Origin of the sequence: Photorhabdus sp. HUG-39 (assembly GCF_963878365.1) — a bacterium.
Lineage (GTDB): Bacteria > Pseudomonadota > Gammaproteobacteria > Enterobacterales > Enterobacteriaceae > Photorhabdus > Photorhabdus kayaii.
Map to the genome: position 1 here is coordinate 173,461 of NZ_CAWNWY010000004.1, position 24,195 is coordinate 197,655.

Sequence of the window (24,195 nt, forward strand, 5' to 3'; positions counted from 1 at the left end):
TCACTGTCAGTAATTCTAACAAAGTTTGTTCTGGTGTCTAACGTTCATATAAATTAGGCCGACGCCAGTCAGCAGAAGACCAGCCACTATATTTTGGATAACCCAGCATGCTTACGTTTCATAAGATTTCAAATGGAGACGCTAAATGTATATCTATTAGATATACAACTGCTATAATGACTATCTACCAATTTGCTACACAGGTGATTTATGAGAACACAACCTAAAGAAACCCCGATCAACATCCGGGCGAAAGCCTTCCAGCGGGAGCTTATTGACCATGCAGCAAACCTGCTCTCAAAGACCCGAACTGATTTCATCTTGGACGCTGCCTGCCGCGCAGCCGAAGATGCCATACTCGATCAGCGCCACTTTTTCGTTAACGACGAAAAATACCATATGTTCATGCAGATGCTGGAGCAACCGCTTTCTGATAATGAAGGTTTTAAAAAACTGATGGGATATAAAGCACCGTGGGAATAAGCACACCTGAAATATTAACGGCTGAACATAATATAAATGATTTTTATTGCCAGCATGAAACATTAAACGAATGGCTTTCACGCCGGGCTTTAAAAAATAATAAGCTCGGCGCGAGCCGCACATTTGTTATTTGCAAGGAAGGCACAAAAGACGTTATCGGTTATTATTGTCTAAGCGCCGGTTCAATTAATCATATTGAATCTACACCATCGCTTAAACGCAATATGCCAGATCCTATCCCTGTAGTGCTTCTTGGCCGTCTGGCTGTCGATGTGGAATATCAGGGGAAGAAGCTCGGGGCATTGCTTCTCCAAGATGCTTGGAAGCGTGTCGCCAGCACGGCAGAACAAGTGGGCATTTCAGCTATAATCGTCCACGCACTTGATGAGAGCGCGCGAACGTTCTATACGCGTCTTGGCTTCGTCCAGTCACCGTTGGAGCCATACACGCTGATGCTTCCATTAGGCAAACAGAAGTGAAAGAATTTTTACTAAACCCTTTTTTTCCCTTTGGTATTATTGTCGGAATAATATTTTATCCCAAGACAAGAACCACTATTCCTTAAGTATTCACCAAATCCACCGCTTCACGAGTCAGGCGACCGATTTCCTGCCAATTTCTGCTCTCCACCAGCGCTTGACTAACCATCCATGAACCACCACACGCCACAATACGCGGTACAGCAAGATAATCGCGAATATTATTTGGTCCGACTCCCCCAGTCGGCATAATTTGCAATTCAGTATAAGGTGCCAATATCGCTTTAATCATTGGCAAACCGCCGGAAGGTTCTGCCGGGAAGAATTTCAATAGTTTTAGCCCCAATTCCATTGCACCTTCAATCGCACTTGGATTATTCACACCCGGAATAATAGGAATATTCAATTGCTGACAGGCTTTGACCGTATTTGGATTAAAACCCGGCGAAACCATAAAATCAGCGCCAGCCTGTTTTGCAGCAACCACCTGATCACGGTTCAGAACAGTACCTGCACCAATCAGCATATTCGGCTGAGCTGCTCTCAACAAACGAATAGCTTCCGCCGCTGCCGTAGAACGGAAAGTAATTTCGGCTACCGGCAAGCCGTTGTCAGCCAATGCCTTACCCAACGGAATAATATCTTCCGCTCGGTCAACAGCAATCACAGGTACAATTTTTAACTGGCGTAACTGTTCAATCATCTGTTTCATCAATTTTCTCTCCGCTGTTAAAAGAAACTGTCAGTCACTGCTTGAGTTGCACTGATTGGAATAATCGCCCCTTTATGCTGAATAACGGTACCAGCCAGACAATGCCCCATAATTGCCGCTTGTTGTATCGGACAATCCGTCAGAAATCCTGCCAGAAACCCAGCATTAAAGGCGTCTCCCGCCGCCGTGGTATCGGCCACGTTAACAACCGGCACCGTTGGGATCAGCTCAATCGGAGTATCCTGTACCAAATGCTGATAATAGCAACCGGCAGCCCCCGCTTTAATCACGGCTTCTTTAACGCCTGCTTGTTTAAGACGAATCATGGTTGCTGTAACCGATTTATCGCCCCACAGCTTACATTCATCGTCATCTGTCACCAGTGCCAATGAGGTAAAGGCGAGTAATTTCTGATAACAAACTTGGGTTTCCTCCACACTTTGCCATAATGCCGAACGATAATTACTGTCGAAAATGATGGTTTTTCCTTGAGCAGCCAGCTCAGCCAGCAAGTTTAGTAGCTTTTCACGATCATCAACAGGCAAGATAGCCAAACTGATACCACTGAGATAAATGGCATCCATCTGCTGTAATGCTTGCATAACCGAAGAGAAATCAGGATGGCGCACCATATAACGGGCAGCGGAATTATTACGCCAGTACAGAAAGGTGCGCTCTCCCTGTCCATCAAGTTGAATCAAATACAGTCCCGGTTGGCGAACCGGATCACGCAAAATCAGATGGGTGCGAATACCCTCGTCTTGCCAACGTGTGATCATCCCTTCACTGAGCGAATCCAAGCCCAACGCAGTCACAAAATGAACAGCAATCTTCTGTCGGCTTGCACGTGCTAAATAAACCGCACTGTTCAAGACATCACCACCGAAAGTCTGATGCATGGTCGAAAAAGGGGCACCATTAAGTTCGATCATACATTCACCAAGGAGTGCAATCTGCTTCATAGATTTTCTCCCGGCAAAGCAAAATAACGGCGGGCGTTATTAAAACAAATATCCTCAACTATCTGCCCTAACATGGCTTTGTGGTTAGGAATTTCGCCCTTTTCTGCCCATTGCCCTAACACATTACACAGAATGCGGCGAAAATATTCATGCCGCGTGTATGAAAGAAAGCTACGAGAATCGGTCAACATACCAACAAATTGACTCAGCAACCCAAGTTGGGAAAGTTGTTCAAGCTGACGCAACATGCCATCTTTCTGATCATTGAACCACCAGCCCGAACCAAACTGCACTTTACCGGCGATACCGCCACCTTGAAAGTTACCGGCCATCGTAGCAATCACTTCGTTATCTCGTGGATTCAGACAGTAAAGAATCGTTTTCGGCAACTCATCCGTCACATCCATACTATCCAGCAAGCGAGATAGCGGCCAAGCAATATTGTTATCACCAATGGAATCAAAGCCGCTATCCGCGCCAAGTAAGCGGAACATCCGGCTATTATTGTTGCGAATAGCGCCGATATGCATTTGCATCACCCAACTACGGGCGGCATATTGCCGGCCAAGCCAGACCAGAATCGCCGTGGTGTACTGTGCAATTTCAAGCTCAGAGAGAATGCCCCCTGCCAGCCGTTTTTGCAGGATGCCATTTAATACCGTTTCATCAGGAATAGGAGCATAGCGCAAATTTTCTATGCCGTGATCAGCAGCCCGGCAGCCATGAGCAGCAAAATGCTCAAGCCGACGCTCCAACGCGTTCAACACATCAGCAAAAGCAGCAATCGATACATCAGCCACGGCTTCAAGCTGTTTGATATAGTCAATGAAACCCGCCAGCTCGATTTTAAATACCCGATCAGGACGCCAGCTTGGTAATACTTCGATATCGAAACTCTCATCTGTCGCGATTTGGCGGTGATATTGCAAAGAATCTACCGGATCATCCGTGGTTCCAACCATACGTATATTCATTTGCTGCATGATGCCACGCGCTGAAAACGCCGGGGTTGCCAGCTTTTCATTACATTGATGCCAGATTTCATCCGCGGTTTGCGGCCCAAACAATATCCCGCTAATACCAAATGGACGACGTAATTCTAGATGTGTCCAGTGATAAAGCGGATTTCCTAAGGTCAACGGTACTGTTTCTGCCCATGCCTGATATTTTTCATAATCACGGGTTTGCTTGCCGGTAATCAGTGATTCATCAATACCCGCACAGCGCATAGCCCGCCATTTGTAGTGATCCCCTTCCAACCAAATCTGACCAAGGTTATCAAACCGGCGATTTTCAGCAATTTCACGCGGATTAAGATGACAGTGATAATCATAAATCGGCATATCTGCGGCATGTTCATGATATAGCTGACGGGCAGTTTCATTGTTCAGAAGAAAATCTTCACCCATAAAATTTTTCATCTCTTTTTCCTGTGAGCTAAATCGAGTGCCGCCACAGCATGACGAGCGCCGCAATCCAATAATAATTGATAAGCTGCGGTCACTGCCCGGACAAAATGCGGATTAGCTAACACTGGGTTGCCAAAAATCGCCAACAACGCGGGTACTACATCAGCAGATAACCCATATTGCTGATAAATAGATTTAAATTGCTCAACGAGTGGATCACGCACATCAATCAATTTGCCTTGTTCATCTTTTCCGCTGACATAACGCATCCACCCGGCGATACCCAAGGCTAAATGGCGATAATCGCTGCCGTTTGCCAGATGATAAGTGGCAGAATCAAACATACGTTGTGGCAGCTTCTGGCTGCCATCCATTGCTATCTGCCAGGTTTGATGCTTAAGGTTAGGGTTACTAAAACGCTCAATCAACAGATGAGCATACTGGAAAAGATCGGTTCCTACCGGCATCGTCAAAGTTAGCGCTTGTTCTTTCAGCATCAGATCCAAGGCAGCTTGCCGGTAATCGGGGTTCGCCATTGTATCAGCAATATATGTATATCCTGCCAAATAGCCCAGATAGGCTAAAAATGAGTGGCTACCGTTTAACATCCGTAATTTCATGGTTTCAAAAGGCACCACATCTTTAACGAATTGAGCTCCTGCCACATCCCAGTTTGGGCGGCCATTGGCAAAATTATCCTCAATCACCCACTGACGGAAAGGTTCACAGGTGATTGCACACGGATCATAGACCCCCAACTGTTCAGCTATCTCCTCCAACGATTCTAATGTGGCCGCAGGAACAATCCGGTCAACCATTGTGCATGGAAAAGTCACATTCAGTTCAATCCATTGGGCTAACTTTTCATCACGCAAACGGGCAAAATCCACCACCGCTTCACGGGCAACTTTGCCATTTTCTCTGACATTATCGCAGGACATCACCGTCAATGGCGGCAAGTCACGTTCATAACGCAGACGAAGCGCCTCGACAATATAACCAATGGCCGATGTCGGTTCGGTTGGGTTAGCTAAGTCCCGTTGAATGAATGCATTATTCACATCCAGCTTGCCGCTGGCTGCATCGATGCAATACCCTTTTTCGGTAATCGTCAGAGAAATAATCGCCACTTGCGGCTGCGCTATAGTTTCCAGAATACCTTGCTGACCCACAAACTCAGGATGCAAGGCATCAATCATAGAGCCGATAATTTTTAGCTCCGTTTTCTCTGCCCCTTTCTCCGCAATGGTACACAAGCAATCCTGCTGTTTAAGTTGCTGAATCAACCGATGACCGGAGAACAAACTGACTTCACAAATTCCCCAATCACTGCCCGTTTTTTCCAACATATGATGAGTAAAAACCGCCTGATGTGCGCGGTGAAAAGCGCCACATCCCAGATGGACAATACGGGCAACCAACTTCTGACGATCATAAGAAGGCAGAGAAATAGCGGGATTAATTTTGCTGTTGGCTATATTACGGATCATAGAACAATTCCTGTTTAATGACGCGGATGACCTGAATGCTTAGTAATTCAGTAACATCTGAGGCAACCACAAGCTCAGTTGCGGTATGAAGGTCACCAACATCAACGCGATAACCAAAGCGCAATACATGGGAACTAACGGTTTCAATACCTTATTAATGCTGACCTCACCGATAGAACAACCCACAAACAGCGCACTCCCTACCGGCGGTGTACAAATACCAATAGCTAGGTTGAAGGTCATAATGATGCCGAAATGTACCGGATCAACGCCCATATTCTGCGCTACTGGCAGGAAAATCGGCGTAAAAATCAGAATCGCCGGTGTCATATCCATAAAGGTTCCGACCAACAACAGAACCAGATTAATGACCAGCAGAATAACCAGAGGGTTTTCAGAAAACGCCATGAGTGCATCAGCGATTAAATAGGGCAGATCCGCATTCGCCATTGCCCAAGACATGCCCATTGATGCACCAATCAGCAACAAAACAATGGAAGTGGTCACCGCAGAATCCAGAATGATTTTGGGTAGTTTAGTGATACTGACTTCACGATAAATCAATACTGCCAATATAAAGCTGTACAACACAGCAATCGCCGAGGCTTCTGTGGCGGTAAAAATACCGGCAATGATCCCTCCCATAATAACCACAACCAGCATCAGAGAAGGCAATGCACGAACTAATGTGGTGAAAAATTCGTTCCATGTCGGCTTGGGTGATACCGGATAACCACGGCGCTTGGCAATGATTGCCGCCACAATCATCAAAGATGCCCCCATCAAAATACCGGGAATATAACCCGCCAAAAACAGTGCGGCAATTGATGTGCCACCAGAAACCAGTGAGTAAACAATCAAAGTATTACTTGGCGGGATCAACAAACCGGCAGGACAGGAAGCAATGTTTACAGCAGCGGAGTATTCCGGCTCATAACCCTCTTTTTTCTGCATTGGTGCCATCGTTCCGCCGACCGCCGCAGCCGATGCCACTGCTGAGCCCGAAATCGCACCGAAAAACATATTCGCTATAATATTGACGTGCACCAGAGAACCGGGCAAACGGCCGCCCATGACTTTCGCCAGATTAATTAGACGGGCAGCGATTCCCCCTTGATTCATAATATTTCCCGCCAGAATAAAGAACGGGATAGCGAGCAAAGAGAAGTTATCAACACCGACTGCCATACGTTGAGCAACCACGGTAATCGCCGCTTCCATTGGTAAAGTCATCATAATTGCCAGTAATGATGACAAACCAATCGCAAAGGATACCGGTACACCCAGTGCCAGCAACACGGCAAAACTACCGAACAACGCTAAAACCACTTGCCAATCCATAAGCCCATCCCCTTCTGCCTGGTGACTTTATTGATTTTCAGAAATAACCGCGTCTTTACCTGAAAAATTCCGAATAAGAGCAACAATGTCTACTAGCACATAGCAGATCATCAGAACACCGCTAATTGGCAGACATAAATAGACATATCCCATCGGTAATCCCAGCGCGGGCGTGATCTGCCCGGTTTCAAGGGTTGAGATCACCAGTACCGATCCGCCATACACCAGCACGATCGAAGCAAACAGCATGATCGCGGCCTGGATCACCAAACCCACACTATTTTTGCCTATTCCCTTAAGTTTCATCGTTAACAGGTCGATAGCTAAATGGCGATGTTGACCTGTGGTATATGCCGCGCCAATCATGGCGACCCACATAAACAGATAACGAGCGAGTTCATCCGTTACCGTACTTGGCGTACCAAACACATAGCGGGAAACCACCTGCCATGTGACACAAAACACCAAAAAAACGGAAAGGCTGACGGTAAAAAATGCCAAACCTTTATTGAGGCAATACACAAGGTTTTTCACGGGGCTTTGTCCTTATTGGCCTCAACGTGCGCCCTATTTGATCGACCAAATAGGACAAACTGTCTGACCAAAATCAGTAAAGGAAGCTTTACGTTACTTGGATTATAAGATCCAGGTCAAAAAAACATCCAGTGAGCGGGATCACAAACTGACTGGTTCACCACTTGTGCCGATTATTTTGTGACATTGGTCAACCAAATTACTTTTACTTTTTGACGAAATCCGAAGTGATGCTTATGGTTTGACCATCAGTTCAGTTGTGCCCGTAACCTATTTACAACAATTGGAGAACGAACAATGAGCAATTCTAAGCGTATTTTATCTACTGTAATCGGTGCGATATTTGCCTTAAGCGCGTCACAAGTTACGGCAGTAACAACATTAAAACTCAGCCATAACCATAACCGCGATCATGCAGTGCACAAGGCAATGACTCAGTTTGCAGATGAAGTTCGCCAAAAAACGAATGGTGATGTTCGTATTCGTATCTATCCAGACGCACAATTGGGTAACCAGCGGGAATCGATGGAACTGATGCAAAATGGCGCATTGGATTTAGTCAAATCCAATGCCGCAGAACTGGAAGCTTTTTCGCCCGCTTATTCTGCTTTTAACTTACCTTATCTGTTCCGCGATAAAGCCCATTACGAAAAAATTAAAAACGGTGAGATTGGTAAAGAGATTCTGGCATCCAGCAAAAACCGTGGCTTTATTGGCATAACCTACTATGAAGCCGGCGCTCGTAGCTTCTACGCCAAAAAACCTATCCGCACGCCAGAGGATCTAAAAGGCATGAAAATTCGGGTTCAGCCTAGCCCAACAGCCATTTCAATGGTGAAAAATTTAGGTGGTAACCCAACTCCGCTGGCTTACGGCGAACTGTATACTGCTCTACAACAGGGTGTGGTAGATGCCGCAGAAAATAATATTCCCTCTTTTAGCCTGAGCCGTCACAGTGAAGTTGCCCGATACTTCTCGCTGGATAACCATACTATGGTGCCAGACGTCCTTATTATTTCGACTAAATCGCTAAATAAGCTGTCAGCAGAACAACAAAAAATTCTTATAAACGCGGCCATTAACTCTTCTCAATATATGACGAAATTATGGGAAAAATCAGAGGAGAAAGAGCGCCAGAATGCAGAGAAAATTGGCGTTAAGTTCGTCGATGTGGATCAAAAATCGTTTGAAGAGGCGGTCAAACCGATGTACGACGACATTAAGAAAAGCGACCCAATGCTTTACCGTATGGTAGAGCGCATCCGCGCAGTCAGATAAATCATTGGCGAAGGCCAAATGGCCTTCGCCCTTGAGCGGCATTTTTGGTTGACCAATTTCTATTTTTGACTATTATCCATACAATACCATCGATAATCACGACAACAATAGTGACACCATGAAGCATTTACTTGAGCCAAAACGTCCTTACCAAGAAGTTGGCATTTCATTAAGAGAGATGATTGCCAACCAGCAATATCGTATCGGGGATCGCTTACCACCGGAGCGAGAACTTGCTGAATTACTACAGGTTTCCAGAACCGTTGTGCGTGAAGCATTAATTATGCTCGAACTAGAAAGCCTTATTGAAGTCCGCAAAGGTTCCGGGATCTATATTATTAACCGCCCTCACCTACCCACTTCCTCTTCATTCTCAGTTAACGCAGCAGGACCTTTTGAGTTATTACAAGCTCGCCAATTACTGGAAAGTAATATTGCCGAATTTGCCGCCATGCAAGTGACACCAAATAACATTGCGAATATGCGTCGAGCCTTGCAAAAGGAATCCGAAGATTTAGCCTCCGGTGAAGATGAATCCGGCGACAGAGAATTCCATCTGGCGATTGCGGAAGCAACCCATAACAGCATGTTAGTTGAACTGCTTAAACAATCTTGGGCATGGCGAGAAAATAATCCCATGTGGCAGAAACTGCACACTCGAATTACCGATAAAGATTATCGTAAAGAATGGCTGCATGACCATCAGATCATTTTATCCGCCATGATCAAAAAAGATCCGGCGGCGGCCAAACAAGCAATGTGGCAACATTTGGAGAATGTGAAATTACGTTTACTGGAATTGTCTGATGTTGACGATCCCTATTTCGACGGTTATCTCTTTAATTCATATCCCTATGAAATAGCAAAGAGGCGTAATTAATTTAACGACATAATTAATAATTTTTTATATCCAATTATTCTGGTGGATTTTTTTCATTCTGAAGTTATGCAAAGGTAGATAACAATGGAACAAACCTGGCGTTGGTTCGGCCCAAATGACCCTGTTTCTTTAGATGATATCCGTCAGGCTGGTGCAACTGGCATCGTTACCGCATTACACCATATTCCTAACGGACACGTTTGGAACAAAGACGAAATCTTGGCCCGTACAACCCTCATCGAAAATAAGGGGCTTATCTGGTCAGTTGTTGAAAGTGTACCTGTCCATGAAGAGATTAAAACTCAGACCGGTCGCTATCAGCAATGGATTAATAACTACAAAACTTCACTGAAAAATTTGGCGGAATGTGGCATCGATACCGTCTGCTATAACTTTATGCCTGTGCTGGACTGGACACGCACCGATCTGGAATACTCACTCCCTGATGGTTCTAAAGCCCTACGTTTTGATCAAATTGCCTTTGCCGCATTTGAAATCTATATCCTCAAACGTCCAGATGCAGAAGCTGATTACACCGTCGAAGAACAAGCTCAGGCAAAAGTCTATTACGACAACATGTCTGCTGCTGATATTAAGAAACTCACCACTAATATTATTGCCGGTCTGCCGGGGGCCGAAGAGGGCTATACGTTAGCAGAATTTCAGGCGCAATTAGATCGCTACAAAGATATTACCCGCGATAAACTGCGTGAACATTTGGCTTATTTCCTGCACCAGATTGTTCCTGTATGTGAAGAATATGGTTTACGTCTGGCAATTCACCCGGATGATCCGCCGCGTCCTATTCTGGGCTTACCACGTATTATTTCCACTATTGAAGATATTGAATGGTTAGCAACCATTGAACCAAGCCCGGCTAACGGTATTACCATGTGTACCGGCTCCTATGGCGTTCGTGGTGATAATGATTTGGTCGAGATAATTAAATGCTATGGTAATCGAATCTATTTCACTCACCTGCGCTCCACCCAACGGGAAGAAAACAGTAAAACTTTCCATGAAGCCGCTCATCTGGCAGGTGATGTGGATATGTATAATGTAGTGATGGAAATCCTGCGTGAAGAATATCGCCGTAAGAAGGCTGGAGATAACCGTTTGATACCTATGCGCCCTGATCATGGTCATCAAATAATTGATGACCTGAAAAAACAGACTAATCCCGGCTATTCCTGCATTGGCCGATTAAAAGGTCTGGCAGAAATTCGCGGTCTGGAATTAGGTTTAAGGCGAGCGTTTTTTTAAAATAAGTAATGAGTTTAAGTTATTCACTATATTTACTAGTAACCCTAAAAAGGGTTACTTTTTATATTTTCCCACATCGATGTGTCTATCAAGGTGTTGAAATAAAACCTTATTCTATTATTTTAATTAGTTTTCTAACAGTGAGAAAACCCTTATCAAACTCTCTGTTTTTCAATTAAGTAAGAATAAGTTATACCAATTTGTTTTTAGTGAAAGTCGTATAACCTCCAGGTTTTAACGCAATATTATCTCTACGGGATATATGTGGATTACGAGGAGTTCTCAATCCAACTTTTTTCCAATCTGGCCATTGCTCAACTATTTTTCTCATTTCGGCTAAATAAGCTAGAAACTCTTCTCTCTCGGTCATTTTCCTAACTCCTCTATTAAGTTATCCACGTTAATTACTGATTGTGACTCTTTTTCTACATAAGATAATGGTAGCATCTGCATCCTAAGCTTTGCTTTTAGGATAGGGTTCAATATAGACAACTCGTGTTATACCACTGGCAACGATATGTTTTGCACAATTATGGCAAGGGAATGTAGTACAATACAATATTCCATTATGAGTACTAATGTTACTTCTTGCACATGCCAAGATTGCCTCCATTTCAGCATGCACAACCCTGCCATATTCGGTAATATCCTTTATTTTACTTTTTAGGAGATATTCCTTAAATACTTCCTTTTGTTCATCTACAATACCTTTAAGTACATCTTCAATAATTAACCTTTTCTGTTTCGCATTTGAATCCTCACCTATCTTATAATCTCTACCATTTTCAGCATTTTCAATTGCATCTCCTACATAATCAGGCCAATATAATCCTCCGCCAAATCGTGGTACATCATTAGCTCCAGTTGAGATTATATTCTTATCTTTGGTTAATACCGCACCAACCTGACGGGAAAGATCCCTGATCGTAAAGAAGCAGAAAAAGCCATAAACATAGCATATTCATCAAAGGTTGGTGTGACATATGGATTACCAAAAATAAGATCTAATATTCTCCATATATTATTGTCGGTCCTATTTTTATTTCCATCATAATTTATAAAGAAATCTGATAACTCATAAGTATCTCTGGTATGCTGTCCCCATTTATTCCCCTCATTAGAATCACGATCGATCAATTTTTTAGCCTTTACCTCATCAATACATTTATCAACAATAAGATTTCTTAATATTTGTGATTCACCAGTATATACACCTATCAGGAAAAAGCCATTTGCATAAATATCCCTTAATGCATTGACCTCATCCGGGTGTTTAAGAGAATTTATAATATATGCTTTCCTGACCGATGGTGTTGGTAAAGTGTTTTTCTTTCTTCTTCCTTTATTTATCTTTGCTGCCGCAGCCAATGCTAATATATACCCGTCATCTTTCAAGCTGCCTCTTTGTTGGCTGCACTCACTCACCCCGGTCACATAGTTATCTATGCTCCCGGGGATTCGTTCCCTTGCCGTCGCGATGCAACTTGAAATCCATAGGGTATAGAACTATCCTGACTAGACTCTCTTAAATAATTACCCTCCGACATTAAGCAACTTATCCTTTCATAATTATCCCTTGTTGACGGAATATCTCTTAATACCGAAATGATTTCAGAAGATATTCTTATCTCCTGTACATCATACCTGAACGCATTAAGTTTCTTTGTTATAGAATCTCTAATTATTTCCAAATCTGTTCCTACAGCGCCAACTAACGCAATAACGACCTCAGAATCAAAATCACAAGGTATCTGATCATCCTCATATGGATATGTTTTATTTATATTAATCATGTTAAGTATTTCTGCCTATTATCGTTTTACTCTATTTAAAATAACCGTTAATTACATTTGTAAAAAACGGGCAATAACATTCAAACAAATATAATTTCGTAGCTAAATATAGTCTTTTTATTTACTATACCCTGTACATTCTGATTAGGAAATATGAATTAACATCACATAATTTACCCTTTTTCATAAATTTACCTCCCTTCTATTATAATAAAGACTAAATTGTATCTCTAATTAGAGGAAAGGTGTATCCTTAACATATCAAGAGCGATGAGAATATAAACCAAAAACAATCCATGAAGCAATTAAAATATCAAAATCATGTCGAACAGGCAGAACATCGTCATAATAGTTCTGCCTGAAAATAAATAGATTAGATAGAAAATATCTTTATGATCTCAATCTAATTTTCTTATCCTTCTAGAAAAACACGGTTCTTAATTCATATTTACAACCCTATCAATTAAACCAAGACGAATTCTATCTTCCAACAATATCCATCATTAACATAAACACGAGGTTCATTTGTATCAGAGTTAAATTCAAAATCAATAATCAACTCTGTCGCCGGAAGAAAATAACTGTTCCCATAAATCCACCGTAAAGCTTCTCTCTTTCCCGGTAAGATAATTGCATCAATATAAATCTCATCACCTAATACTTCAATATTGATAATCGATTCTGTTTCATGATTATAATAACGCCCTGACAATCGATGAATATCGATATCACCTTTATCGATCATCTTTTTCAAATAAAAAATATTGCCATTTTCATTAATCTGTTCCAATGCAATAACACGCTCATTTTCAATGATAGGTTTGAAGCGGATTTGCCCACCTTCTTCTTGAAATGTTCCATCCGCGTTAAAGATAATCGGATTGCCTTTTTCGAACAAATTACCTAATAAATAGCAATCTTCTTTGGTAATAATATAAGGAAAAGGCTCCATTCCTTTGAAAATACCGGTAATATCAATATTACTGGTCCGGCAAGGCTGTTTGTTTGGTTCAGTAACACCAGTATTAAACAACACATCAAGACACTGCCTGATAAACTTATAGACATTAGTATTTGCTGCGGAGGTAATAGCGATACCTAATTTAGCATCAGGCAAAATGCACGTTTCTGATTTGAAACCACTATAAGAACCACCATGTCGCATTATCGTTTGCCCTTCACGTTGGCTAATAATCAAACCGTAGGCATAATTGTTACGATCGCCGTTAGTTAGATCTGGCATATGGGATAACTGAGGCAATAATTCCTGAACAATCGATGGCGAATAAAATGCCCTTATCCAACGACACAAATCATTTACCGTAGAATAAAGCCCTGAACCACCAACCACCGCATCATTGAGATCATATCTTCTCCACTGACGCAACGCCTCGTTATAAGCATAACCCATTGCCCGATCAGAGATAATCTCGGTTATATCATCATAGAAAAAGGTATTTTTCATCTTTAATGGGGCGAAAACATTTTCTTCCGCATATTCTCTCAATGATTTACCTGAAACCACCCTGACTATTTCCGCTAATAAATTATAGCCCGTATTACTATAGAGATAATATTCTCCAGGCATAAAATTAAGCATTTGTTGCCGTTGAACCATTTTTCTCACCAAATCAATATGACGGTGGTCAAAGTCCGAGTTTTTACCTGCCAGATTATAAAGCCCAAATTGATCCTGTAATCCACTGGTATGGTGAATAAGATGTTCAATGGTAATATCAGAGAAGTGCGCAGGGAAATAATCCAAATATTGTCCAACTTTATCCTTGACGCTGAGCTTTCCTGCTTTCTCCAACAAAGCTATGCAAAAAGCGGTGAATTGTTTTGAAACACTCGCCAAATAGAATTTAGTATTAGGTTTTACCGCCACAGTATGTTCTATGTTAGCCTTTCCTATATGGCGCTGATAAATAGTTTTATTGCCGTGGGTAACAGCAACAGCGAATGCTCCACCCTTTTTTTTATTTTCAATATTAACTAGTTCGTCTATTTTTTTGAGAAAAGAATTAATGTTATCTGTAGATATGGTAGATTTCATTATGCATTTCCTTATTTAAGGTTATAAGACAAAACATATATATTCAGCCTAATAGCGATATATATGTGGGCAGTACTGTAAGACGTAAACAGGAAACATCCAAGTGGTAATGGTTATCATTTAATATATTAAAGGCAATATAAAGTAGCTACGGCTGTAAATCAAAATTGGTTAACCTTTGCAAACAGTTATTCGCTGTCAATAATCATTTTGGTGCTGATATTTTCAAAAAACAGGCAGAACATAAATATGATAGTTCTGCCGGGTAAAAAGTATATCTAAATAAAAATATCTTTAAAATCTCAATAATGTCAATTCCATTCTATCCGTCAAACCGCAACGAATTTTATCTTCCAACAACGTGAATTACTGATATAAAAATGAGGTTTATTGGCATCAGTATCTAATTCAAAATCAATAATCAGTTCAGTACTGGGAGAGAAATAACTATTCCCGTAAATCCGCCGTAAGACTTCCTTTTTACCAATATAAACTACCCCATCAATATAAATCCCATCGCCAAAAGAGGAAACAGTCATCGTTGCTTCTGTTTCATGACTATAATATCGCCCTGCCAATCGCTGAATATCGATACCTCCGTCATCAACCCTCTTTTTAAGATAAAAGACATTGCCATTTTCATTAATCTGTTCCAGTGCAGTAACACTGTCATTTTCAATGATGGGTCTGAATCGGATTTTACCCCCTTTCTCTTGGAATGTACCGTCAGAGTTAAAAATAATCGGGTTACCTTTTTCGAATAAATTACCTAACAAATAAGTCTCTTCCTTGGTAATAATATAAGGATAAGGCTCTTCCCCTCGGAAAATACCGGTGATATCGATATCACTGGTTAGGCTATACGGTTCTTCTGGCTTAATATCGGTGTCAAACAAGATATCAATATTCTGTTCCACCCATTTAGAAACATCAACACCTATTGCAGCGGTAATCGCGATACCTAATTTAGCATCCGGTAAAATACAAACATGAGATTTGAAGCCAGCATAAGAACCACCGTGTTCTATTATCGTTTGCCCTTCGCGTTGGCTGATAATCAAACCGTACGCATAATTGTTGCGATTACCGTTGGTTAAATCTGGCGTGCGGGATAATTGAGGCAACAGATCCTGAACAATCGATGGTGAATAAAAGGCTCTGATCCAACGACACAAATCACTTACCGTAGAATGAAGCCCTGAACCACCGACCACTGTATCGTTGAGATCATCTCTTATCCAACGGCATGAATCCTCGTTATAAGTGTAGCCCATTGCCCGATCAACGATAATTTCAGTGACATCATCATAGAAAAAGGTATCTTTCATCTTTAATGGGGCAAAAACATTTTCTTCTGCATATTCTCTTAACGATTTACCTGAAACCACTCTGACTATTTCCGCCAGCAAATTATAGCCGGTATTACTATACAGATGATATTCCCCAGGAGTAAAGTTAAGCGCTTGTTGCCGTTGAGCCAATTTTCTGACTAAATCAATATGGCGGTGATCAAAGTCCGAATTTTTACCTGCCAGCTCATAAAGTAAAAACTCATCCCGTAACCCGCTGGTATGGTGAATAAGATGTTCAATGGTAATATCAGAGAATTCCGCAGGGAAATAATTCAAATATTGCCCAACTTTATCCTTGACGCAAAGCTTCCCTGCTTTTTCTAGCAAAGTAATACAAAAAGCTGCGAATTGTTTTGAAACACTCGCCAAATAGAATTTAGTATTAGGCTTTACAGCCACAGCATGTTCAATGCTGGCTTTCCCGATATGACGCTGATAAATGATTTTATTGCCGAGGATAACCGCAACGGCGAGAGCGCCCCCCTTCTTTTTATTTTCAATATTCATTAATTCGTCTATTTTCTTGAGAAATAACTTAATCTTATCTGTAGATATAGTAGATTTCATCATGAAACTCCTTATTTAAGGTTACAAAATAGAATATATACGGCCTGATATCAATACATATACAAACAGTACTGTAAGACGTAAATAAGAAATATCCAAGTGATAATGGTTATCATTTAATGTGTGAATGGCAATATAAAGTAATTATCGAAGCTGATGTTTAAAAAACAGGCAGAACTAAATATAATATTTCTGCCTGGAACAAAATGCATCTAATGGAAAATATCTTTAGGCCCTCAACAACATTAATTACACCCTGTTATAACAATGCCATTCTTCATTCTGATTTATCACTTTAAAAATTAAACTGCAACAAATTCTACCCTCCAGCAACCCCAGTCATTGATATAAAGGTGAGGCTTATTCATATCAGAGTCAAATTCAAAATCGATAACAAATTCAGTACTCGTGGAGAAATAACTATTACCGTAAATCCGCCGTAAAACCTCTTTTTTCTCAGAATAAGTAACCCCATCAATATAAATTTCATCTCCAGAAGCAGAAATAGTCACCGTTGCTTCTATTTCATGACTATAATAATTCCATAACAATCTCTGAATATCGATAACATCGTCATCAGTCATCTTGTTAAAATAAAAAACATTGCCATTTTCATCAATCTTTTCCAATGCGATAACACTATTATTTTCAATGATAGGTCTGAATCGGGTTTTACTTCCCTGCTGTTGGAATGAGCCATCAGAGTTAAAAGTAATCGGTTCGCCTTTTCCGAATAAATTACCCAATAAATAGCAATCCTCTTTGGTGATAATATAAGGATAAGGCGTTGCTCCTCGGAAAATTCCTGTGATATCGATATCACAGATTAGACAATGTGGTTTTTCCGGTTCAATTATATTCGTGTTAAACAACACATCAAGACACTGTTCAATCCATTGAATGACATTAATATTCGTTGCAGAGGTAATAGCGATACCTAATTTAGCGTCAGGTAAAATACAAACATCAGATTTGAAACCAGCATAGGAACCATCATGCTGTATTATTTTTTGCCCTTCTCGTTGGCTGATAATCAAGCCGTAAGCATAATTATTGTGATTGCCATTGGTTAAATCTGGTGTACGAGATAATTGAGGCAACAGTTCCTGAACAATGGATGGTGAATAAAATGCTCTTATCCAACGACACAAGTCATTCACCGTAGAATAAGCCCCTGTGCCACCTACCACCGAACCATTGAGATCATATCTTGCCCACCGGTTCGGTTCCTTGTTATAAGTGTAACCCATCGCCCGATCAAAAATAATCTCTGTGACATCATCATAGAAAGAAGTATCTTTCATCTTTAACGGAGCGAAAATATTTTCTTCTGCATATTTTCTCAATGATTTACCTGAAACCACACTGACGATTTCCGCCAGCAAATGATAGCCCGTGTTGCTATAAGTATAATATTCGCCAGGCGTAAAATTAAGCGCTCGTTGCCGCTGCGTCAGTTTTCTTATCAAATCAATATCATGGTAATCAAAACGCGAGTTTTTACCTGCCAAGCGATAAAGTAAAGATTCATCACGTAATCCACTGGTATGATAAATAAGATGTTCAATAGTAATATCAGAAAATTCTATCGGGAAATAATCCAAATATTGCCCAACTTTATCTTTGACGCTGAGCTTTCCTTCTTTCTCCAATAAGGCAATGCAAAAAGCTGCGAATTGTTTTGAAACACTCGCCAAATAGAATTTAGTATTAGGTTTTGCAGCCACAGCATGTTCAATGCTGGCTTTCCCGATATGACGCTGATAAATGATTTTATTGCCGAGGATAACTGCAACGGCGAGAGCGCCACCCTTCTTTTTATTTTCAATATTAACTAATTCGTCTATTTTCTTGAGAAATAACTTAATCTTATCTGTAGATATAGTAGATTTCATCATGAAACTCCTTATTTAAGGTTACAAAATAAAATATACACGGCCTGATATCAATACATATACAAACAGTACTGTAGGACGTAAATAAGAAATACCCAAGTGATAATGGTTATCATTTAATATGTGAATGGCAATATAAAGTAATTATCGGAGCTGATGTTTAAAAAAACAGGCAGAACTAAATATAATATTTCTGCCTGGAACAAAGTGCACCTAATAGAAAATATCTCTATCTCCTCAATAGTATTAATTCCATTCTACTATAACCATATCGCTCCTAATTCTAATTTATCATTTTATAAATTAAACTGTGACGAATTCTATCTTCCAACAACGTGAATTACTGATATAGATATGAGGTTTATTGCTATTAGGGTCTAATTCAAAATCAATAATCAGTTCAGTACTGGGAGAAAAATAACTATTTCCGTAAATCCGCCGCAAGACCTCCTTTTTACCAATATAAACTACCCCATCAATATAAATCCCATCGCCAGAAGGGGAAACAGTTATCGTTGCTTCTGTTTCATGACTATAATATCGCCCTGCCAATCGCTGAATATCGATACCTCCGTCATCAATCCTCTTTTTAAGATAAAAGACATTGCCATTTTCATTAATCTGTTCCAGTGCAGTAACACTGTCATTTTCAATGATGGGTCTGAATCGGATTTTACCCCCTTTCTCTTGGAATGTACCGTCAGAGTTAAAAATAATCGGGTTACCTTTTTCGAATAAATTACCTAACAAATAAGTCTCTTCCTTGGTAATAATATAAGGATAAGGCTCTTCCCCTCGGAAAATACCGGTGATATCGATATCACTGGTTAGGCAATACAGTTCTTCTGGCTTAATATCGGTGCCAAACAAGATATCAATATTCTGTTCCACCCATTTAGAAACATCAACACCTATTGCAGCGGTAATCGCGATACCTAATTTAGCATCTGGTAAAATATAAACGTGAGATTTGAAGCCAGCATAAGAACCACCGTGTTGTATTATCGTTTGCCCTTCGCGTTGGCTGATAATCAAACCGTAAGCATAATTGTTGCGATTGCCATTGGTTAAATCTGGTGTGCGGGATAATTGAAGCAACAGATCCTGAACAATCGATGGTGAATAAAATGCTCTCATCCAACGACACAAATCATTCACGGTGGAGTGAAGCCCACCACCACCCACAGCAGAATTATTGATATCGTTTCTTACCCACTGGTGCAGCTTCTTATTATAAGCATAACCTATAGCCCGATCAGGAATAATCTCGGTTATATCATCATAGAAAAAGGTATCTTTCATCTTTAATGGGGCAAAAACATTTTCTTCTGCATATTTCCTCAACGATTTACCTGAAACTACGCTGACTATTTCCGCCAGTAAACTATAGCCCGTGTTGCTATAGAGATAATACTCCCCAGACGTGAAATTAAGTGCCTGTTGCCGTTGGACCAATTTTCTCACCAAATCAATATGACGGTGATCAAAGTCTGAATTTTTACCTGCCAGGTGATAAAGTAAAAATTTATCCCGTAACCCGCTGGTATGGTGAATAAGATGTTCAATGGTAATGTCAGAAAATTCTGCGGGGAAATAATCCAAATATTGTCCGACTTTATCCTTAACCCTGATCTTTCCTTCTTTCTCCAATAAAGCTATGCAAAAAGCCGTGAATTGTTTTGAAACACTCGCTAAATAGAATTTAGTATCAGGTTTTACAGCTACAGTATGTTCAATGCTAGCTTGCCCAATATGACGCTGATAAATGGTTTTATCGCCGTGGGTAACCGCAACGGCAAGAGCCCCTCCCTTTTTTTTATTTTCAATATTAACCAGTTCATCTATTTTATTGATAAATAATTTAATATTATCTGTAGATATTGTCAGTTCCACCATTAATTTCCTAATATTTAAAGTTATACAAGCAGGGCACATATATACAATCTGGTGATACAACATATGCGGGCAGAACTATAAGGCGTAAACAAGAAACACCCAAGTGATAATGATTATCATTTAATGTATGGATGACAATATAAAGTAACTGTGGGTGAAAATCAAAATTAGCTAACTTTTATAAATAGTTATTTGATTTCAGAAATCATTTTAGATCTAATGTTTACAAAAAACAGGCAGAACATAAATATAACCGTTCTGCCTAGGATGAAGTGCATCTAATATAAAATATCTCCAGACTCTCACAATAGTATCAATCCTATCCTACTAACGAAATACTGTCCTAAATTTGCATTTACTAACCTGTTAATTAAACCGAAACAAATTCCAAATTCAAGCAGCGCGAATTACTGACATAGAGACGATATTTATTTGAATCTGGATCAAATTCAAAATCAACAATAAGATCAGTTCCTGGGGATAAATAACTATTCCCATAAATATGCCGCAAAACCTCTTTTTTTACCGGATGGATAATCGCATCAATATAAACATTTTCATCAGCCGATATAACATTAATTACCGCCTCTGTTTCGTAACTATAATAGCACCCTGACAATAGTTTAATATCGATATTCTCTTCATCATTCATTTTTTTAAAATAAAAAACATTACCATTTTCATCAATCCGTTCTAGTGCGATAACATTGTCATTTTCAATGATAGGTCTGAACCGGGTTCTACCTCCTTGCTCTTGGAATGTACCGTCAGGATTAAAAGTAATCGGGTTACCTTTTTCGAATAAATTACCTAAAAAATAAACATCTTCTTTGGTAATAACATAAGGATAAGACTCTATCCCTCGGAAAATACCGGTGATATCAATATTATCGGTTAGGTAATGCGGCTTTTCTGGCCCAACATCGGTATTAAGCAATATATCAATATACTGATCCACCCATTTAGCAACATTAACACCTATTGCAGCGGTTATCACGATACCTAATTTAGCATCCGGTAAAATACAAATATTATTTCTGAAGCCAGCATAAGCACCACTGTGTTGTATTATCGTTTGCCCTTCGCGTTGACTGATAATCAAACCGTAAGCATAATTGTTACGATTTCCATTGGTCAAATCTGGTGTACGGAATAATTGAGGCAACAGATCCTGAACAATCGATGGCGAATAAAACGCTCTCATCCAACGGCACAAATCATTCACGGTGGAATGAACCCCTGCACTACCCACCACAGAATTGTTGATATCGCTTCTTATCCACCGTTGAGAATTCTCATTATAAGTGTAACCCATCGCCCTGTCAGAGATAATCTCGGTTATATCATCGCAGATAAAGGTATCTTTCATCTTTAATGGGGCGAAAACATTTTCTTCTACATATTTTTTCAACGGCTGGCCTGAAACTACGCTGATGATTTCCCCCAGCAAATAATAGCCCGTGTTGTTATAAAGATAATATTCCCCTGTGGGGACATTCAATGCCTGTTGTCGTTGAATCAGTTTTCTGACTAAATCAGCATGGCAGTAGTCAAGATCTGAATTTTTACCTGCCAGACCATAAAGTAAAAACATATCCCGTAACCCACTGGTATGATGAATAAGATTTTCAATGGCAATATCAGAGAAATGCACGGGTAAATAATCCAAATATTGTTTGATTTTATCCTTGACGTTGAGCTTTCCTTCTTTCTCCAGCAAAGCTATACAAAAAGCCGTGAATTGTTTTGAAACACTCGCTAAGTAGAATTTAGTATTAGGTTTTATAGCCACAGCATGTTCAATGCTCGCTTTCCCAATATAACGCTGATAAATGGTTTTATTACCGTGGGTAACCGCAACGGCGAGAGCGCCACCCTTTTTTTTATCCTCAATATTAACTAATTCATCTATTTTCTTGATAAATAATTTAATATTATCTGTGGATATTGTCAGTTTCATGATTAATCTCCTAATATTTATAAAAAACAGACAGAACATAAATATAATCGTTCTGCCTGGAACAAAGTGTATCTAATAGAAAATATCTTTAGGTCCTCATAATATTAATTCTATACCCGTCATCTTTCAAGTTGCCTCTTTGTTGGATTCACTCCCTTGCCGTCGCGATGCATCTTGAAATCTATAGGGTATATATTTACTAACCTGTGACTAAATTTCAACGAATTCCACATTCAAGCAACGTGAATTACCGATATAAAAACGAGATTTATTCGTGTCAGGATCAAATTCAAAATCAACAACAAATTCAGTACTGGGAGAGAAATAACTATTCCCATAAATACGTCGCAAAACCTCTTTTTTTACCGGATGGATAATCCCATCAATATAAATATCATCACCAGACGCTATAATATTAATTACTGCCTCTGTTTCGTGACTATAATATCGCCCTGACAATAACTGAATATCAACACTATCTTCATTGTTCATCTTTTTCAAATAAAAAACGTTACCAATTTCATCAATATGTTCCAATGCGATAACACTGTCATTTTCAATGACGGGCCTGAACTGGATTTTACTTCCTTGTTCTTGGAATGTACCGTCAGAGTTAAAAATAATCGGGTTACCTTTTGTAAATAAATTACCTAAAAGATAAACATCTTCTTTAGTAATAATATAAGGGTAAGGCTCTATCCCTCGGAAAATACCGGTGATATCAATATCACTGGTTAAGCAATGTGGTTTTTCTGGCTCAGCTTCGGTATTAAACAATATATCAATATGCTTATCCGTCCATTTACCAACATCAACATCGGTTGCAGCAGTCATCGCGATACCTAATTTAGCATCTGGTAAAATACAAATATTAGCCCTGAAGCCAGCATAGGTACCACTGTGTTGTATTATCCTTTGCCCTGCGCGTTGGTCGATAATCAAACCGTAAGCATAGTTGTTACGATTGCCATTGGTTAAATCTGGTGTACGAGATAATTGAGGCAGTAAATCCTGAACAATAGATGGCGAATAAAATGCTTTAGCCCAACGACATAAATCATTCACGGTGGAGTGAACCGCTGCACTACCCGTCACAGAATTATTGATATCGCTTCTTATCCACTGTTGCGAATTCTCATTATAAGTGTAACCCATCGCCCGATTAGAGATAATCTCGGTTATATCATCACAGATAATGGTATCTTTCATCTCTAATGGAGCGAAAATATTTTCTTCTGAATATTTTTTTAACGACTTACCTGAAACCACTCTGATGATTTCCCCCAGCAAATAATAGCCCGTGTTGCTATAAATATTATATTCCCCAATGGGAGCGTTTAGTGTCTGTTGTCGTTGGATCAGTTTTTTCACTAAATCAGCATTGCAGTAGTCAAAACTTGAGTTTTTACCTGCCAGACTATAAAGTAAAAATACATCCCGTAACCCGCTGGTGTGATGAATAAGATGCTCAATGGTAATATCAGAGAAATGCTCGGGTAAATAATCCAAATATTGACTGACTTTATCCTTGACATTGAGCTTTTCTTCTTTCTCCAGCAAGGCTATGCAAAAAGCCGTGAATTGTTTTGAAGCACTCGCCAAATAGAATTTAGTATTAGGCTGTATAGCCACAGCATGTTCAATGCTCGCCTGCCCGATATGACGCTGATAAATTATCTTATCATCGTGGATAATAGCAACTGCGAAAGCCCCACCTTTTTTTTCATTTTCAATATTAACCAGTTCATCTATTTTTTTGATAAATAAATTAATATTATCTTTAGATATCATCGATTTCATCATGAATTTCCTTATATAAGATTATAAAACAAGACATATATATGC

General features: G+C 40.0%; 21 protein-coding genes. 5 read left to right on the forward strand and 16 right to left on the reverse strand.

The annotated features are described in order from the left end of the window. The first annotated feature begins 210 nt into the window (after positions 1 to 210). Positions 211 to 483, forward strand: coding sequence for a type II toxin-antitoxin system TacA family antitoxin (locus tag AAC155_RS04820; protein WP_011144582.1), 273 nt, complete (start codon positions 211 to 213; stop codon positions 481 to 483). Then, the gene (locus AAC155_RS04825) at positions 474 to 962 is read left to right on the forward strand and encodes a GNAT family N-acetyltransferase (protein WP_011144581.1); all 489 of its coding nucleotides are present in this window, start codon (positions 474 to 476) and stop codon (positions 960 to 962) included. Before AAC155_RS04820 ends, AAC155_RS04825 begins: the two co-directional genes overlap by 10 nt. A gap of 82 nt (positions 963 to 1,044) precedes the next feature. Here AAC155_RS04825 and AAC155_RS04830 read toward each other — a convergent pair whose 3' ends face one another. Genes AAC155_RS04830 through AAC155_RS04855 form a run of 6 tightly spaced genes read right to left on the reverse strand, consistent with a single transcriptional unit; the run spans position 1,045 to position 7,410 of the window. Continuing rightward, positions 1,045 to 1,674 (reverse strand): bifunctional 4-hydroxy-2-oxoglutarate aldolase/2-dehydro-3-deoxy-phosphogluconate aldolase, encoded by a 630-nt coding sequence (locus AAC155_RS04830; RefSeq protein ID WP_113041230.1) that lies wholly within the window; start codon positions 1,672 to 1,674, stop codon positions 1,045 to 1,047. Positions 1,675 to 1,691: 17 nt separating this feature from the next. Then, on the reverse strand, positions 1,692 to 2,636 hold the full coding sequence (locus AAC155_RS04835) for a sugar kinase (RefSeq protein ID WP_113041231.1): 945 nt from the start codon (positions 2,634 to 2,636) through the stop codon (positions 1,692 to 1,694). Next, the gene (gene uxaC, locus AAC155_RS04840) at positions 2,633 to 4,057 is read right to left on the reverse strand and encodes a glucuronate isomerase (protein ID WP_113041232.1); all 1,425 of its coding nucleotides are present in this window, start codon (positions 4,055 to 4,057) and stop codon (positions 2,633 to 2,635) included. The genes AAC155_RS04835 and uxaC overlap by 4 nt, the downstream gene beginning before the upstream one ends. After that, on the reverse strand, positions 4,054 to 5,535 hold the full coding sequence (locus AAC155_RS04845; RefSeq protein WP_113041233.1) for a fructuronate reductase: 1,482 nt from the start codon (positions 5,533 to 5,535) through the stop codon (positions 4,054 to 4,056). Before AAC155_RS04845 ends, uxaC begins: the two co-directional genes overlap by 4 nt. 39 nt (positions 5,536 to 5,574) lie before the next feature. Further along, on the reverse strand, positions 5,575 to 6,876 hold the full coding sequence (locus AAC155_RS04850; protein ID WP_113041234.1) for a TRAP transporter large permease: 1,302 nt from the start codon (positions 6,874 to 6,876) through the stop codon (positions 5,575 to 5,577). A 27-nt stretch (positions 6,877 to 6,903) separates the two neighbouring features. After that, positions 6,904 to 7,410: a TRAP transporter small permease gene (locus AAC155_RS04855; protein WP_011144575.1), complete on the reverse strand. Its 507-nt coding sequence runs from the start codon at positions 7,408 to 7,410 to the stop codon at positions 6,904 to 6,906. A gap of 297 nt (positions 7,411 to 7,707) precedes the next feature. On the opposite strand from AAC155_RS04855, the gene AAC155_RS04860 reads away from it, so the two are divergent. The 3 genes from AAC155_RS04860 to uxuA all read left to right on the forward strand — a co-directional run bounded on the left by AAC155_RS04860 (position 7,708) and on the right by uxuA (position 10,831). Further along, on the forward strand, positions 7,708 to 8,688 hold the full coding sequence (locus AAC155_RS04860) for a TRAP transporter substrate-binding protein (RefSeq protein ID WP_113041235.1): 981 nt from the start codon (positions 7,708 to 7,710) through the stop codon (positions 8,686 to 8,688). Between the two features lie 118 nt (positions 8,689 to 8,806). Beyond that, positions 8,807 to 9,568 carry an FCD domain-containing protein gene (locus tag AAC155_RS04865; RefSeq protein ID WP_113041236.1) on the forward strand — a complete coding sequence of 254 codons (762 nt, stop codon included), beginning with the start codon at positions 8,807 to 8,809 and terminating at the stop codon, positions 9,566 to 9,568. An 84-nt stretch (positions 9,569 to 9,652) separates the two neighbouring features. After that, positions 9,653 to 10,831, forward strand: coding sequence for a mannonate dehydratase (uxuA, locus tag AAC155_RS04870; protein ID WP_113041237.1), 1,179 nt, complete (start codon positions 9,653 to 9,655; stop codon positions 10,829 to 10,831). Positions 10,832 to 11,021: 190 nt separating this feature from the next. Here the strand turns inward: uxuA and AAC155_RS04875 are convergent, their stop codons facing one another. From AAC155_RS04875 to AAC155_RS04920, 10 genes are all read right to left on the reverse strand, one after another. Beyond that, the gene (locus AAC155_RS04875; protein WP_113041238.1) at positions 11,022 to 11,201 is read right to left on the reverse strand and encodes a hypothetical protein; all 180 of its coding nucleotides are present in this window, start codon (positions 11,199 to 11,201) and stop codon (positions 11,022 to 11,024) included. 84 nt (positions 11,202 to 11,285) lie between these two features. Continuing rightward, a complete protein-coding gene (locus tag AAC155_RS04880) occupies positions 11,286 to 11,792 on the reverse strand; it encodes a deaminase (protein WP_316250771.1) in 507 nt (168 codons plus the stop codon). After that, positions 11,720 to 12,265: a hypothetical protein gene (locus AAC155_RS04885; protein ID WP_240002814.1), complete on the reverse strand. Its 546-nt coding sequence runs from the start codon at positions 12,263 to 12,265 to the stop codon at positions 11,720 to 11,722. The genes AAC155_RS04880 and AAC155_RS04885 overlap by 73 nt, the downstream gene beginning before the upstream one ends. A gap of 8 nt (positions 12,266 to 12,273) precedes the next feature. Further along, the gene (locus tag AAC155_RS04890) at positions 12,274 to 12,624 is read right to left on the reverse strand and encodes a hypothetical protein (protein ID WP_229015597.1); all 351 of its coding nucleotides are present in this window, start codon (positions 12,622 to 12,624) and stop codon (positions 12,274 to 12,276) included. 463 nt (positions 12,625 to 13,087) lie between these two features. Then, the gene (locus AAC155_RS04895) at positions 13,088 to 14,680 is read right to left on the reverse strand and encodes a serine hydrolase domain-containing protein (protein ID WP_113041239.1); all 1,593 of its coding nucleotides are present in this window, start codon (positions 14,678 to 14,680) and stop codon (positions 13,088 to 13,090) included. 329 nt (positions 14,681 to 15,009) lie between these two features. Continuing rightward, positions 15,010 to 16,602 (reverse strand): serine hydrolase domain-containing protein, encoded by a 1,593-nt coding sequence (locus tag AAC155_RS04900; protein WP_191214745.1) that lies wholly within the window; start codon positions 16,600 to 16,602, stop codon positions 15,010 to 15,012. Between the two features lie 299 nt (positions 16,603 to 16,901). Continuing rightward, positions 16,902 to 18,497: a serine hydrolase domain-containing protein gene (locus AAC155_RS04905; RefSeq protein ID WP_113041241.1), complete on the reverse strand. Its 1,596-nt coding sequence runs from the start codon at positions 18,495 to 18,497 to the stop codon at positions 16,902 to 16,904. A gap of 300 nt (positions 18,498 to 18,797) precedes the next feature. Next, entirely contained in the window at positions 18,798 to 20,390 is a 1,593-nt protein-coding gene (locus AAC155_RS04910; protein WP_113041242.1) for a serine hydrolase domain-containing protein, read from the reverse strand. A 370-nt stretch (positions 20,391 to 20,760) separates the two neighbouring features. Continuing rightward, entirely contained in the window at positions 20,761 to 22,350 is a 1,590-nt protein-coding gene (locus AAC155_RS04915; protein WP_113041243.1) for a serine hydrolase domain-containing protein, read from the reverse strand. 210 nt (positions 22,351 to 22,560) lie between these two features. After that, positions 22,561 to 24,153 (reverse strand): serine hydrolase domain-containing protein, encoded by a 1,593-nt coding sequence (locus AAC155_RS04920; RefSeq protein ID WP_113041244.1) that lies wholly within the window; start codon positions 24,151 to 24,153, stop codon positions 22,561 to 22,563. Positions 24,154 to 24,195: the final 42 nt, after the last annotated feature.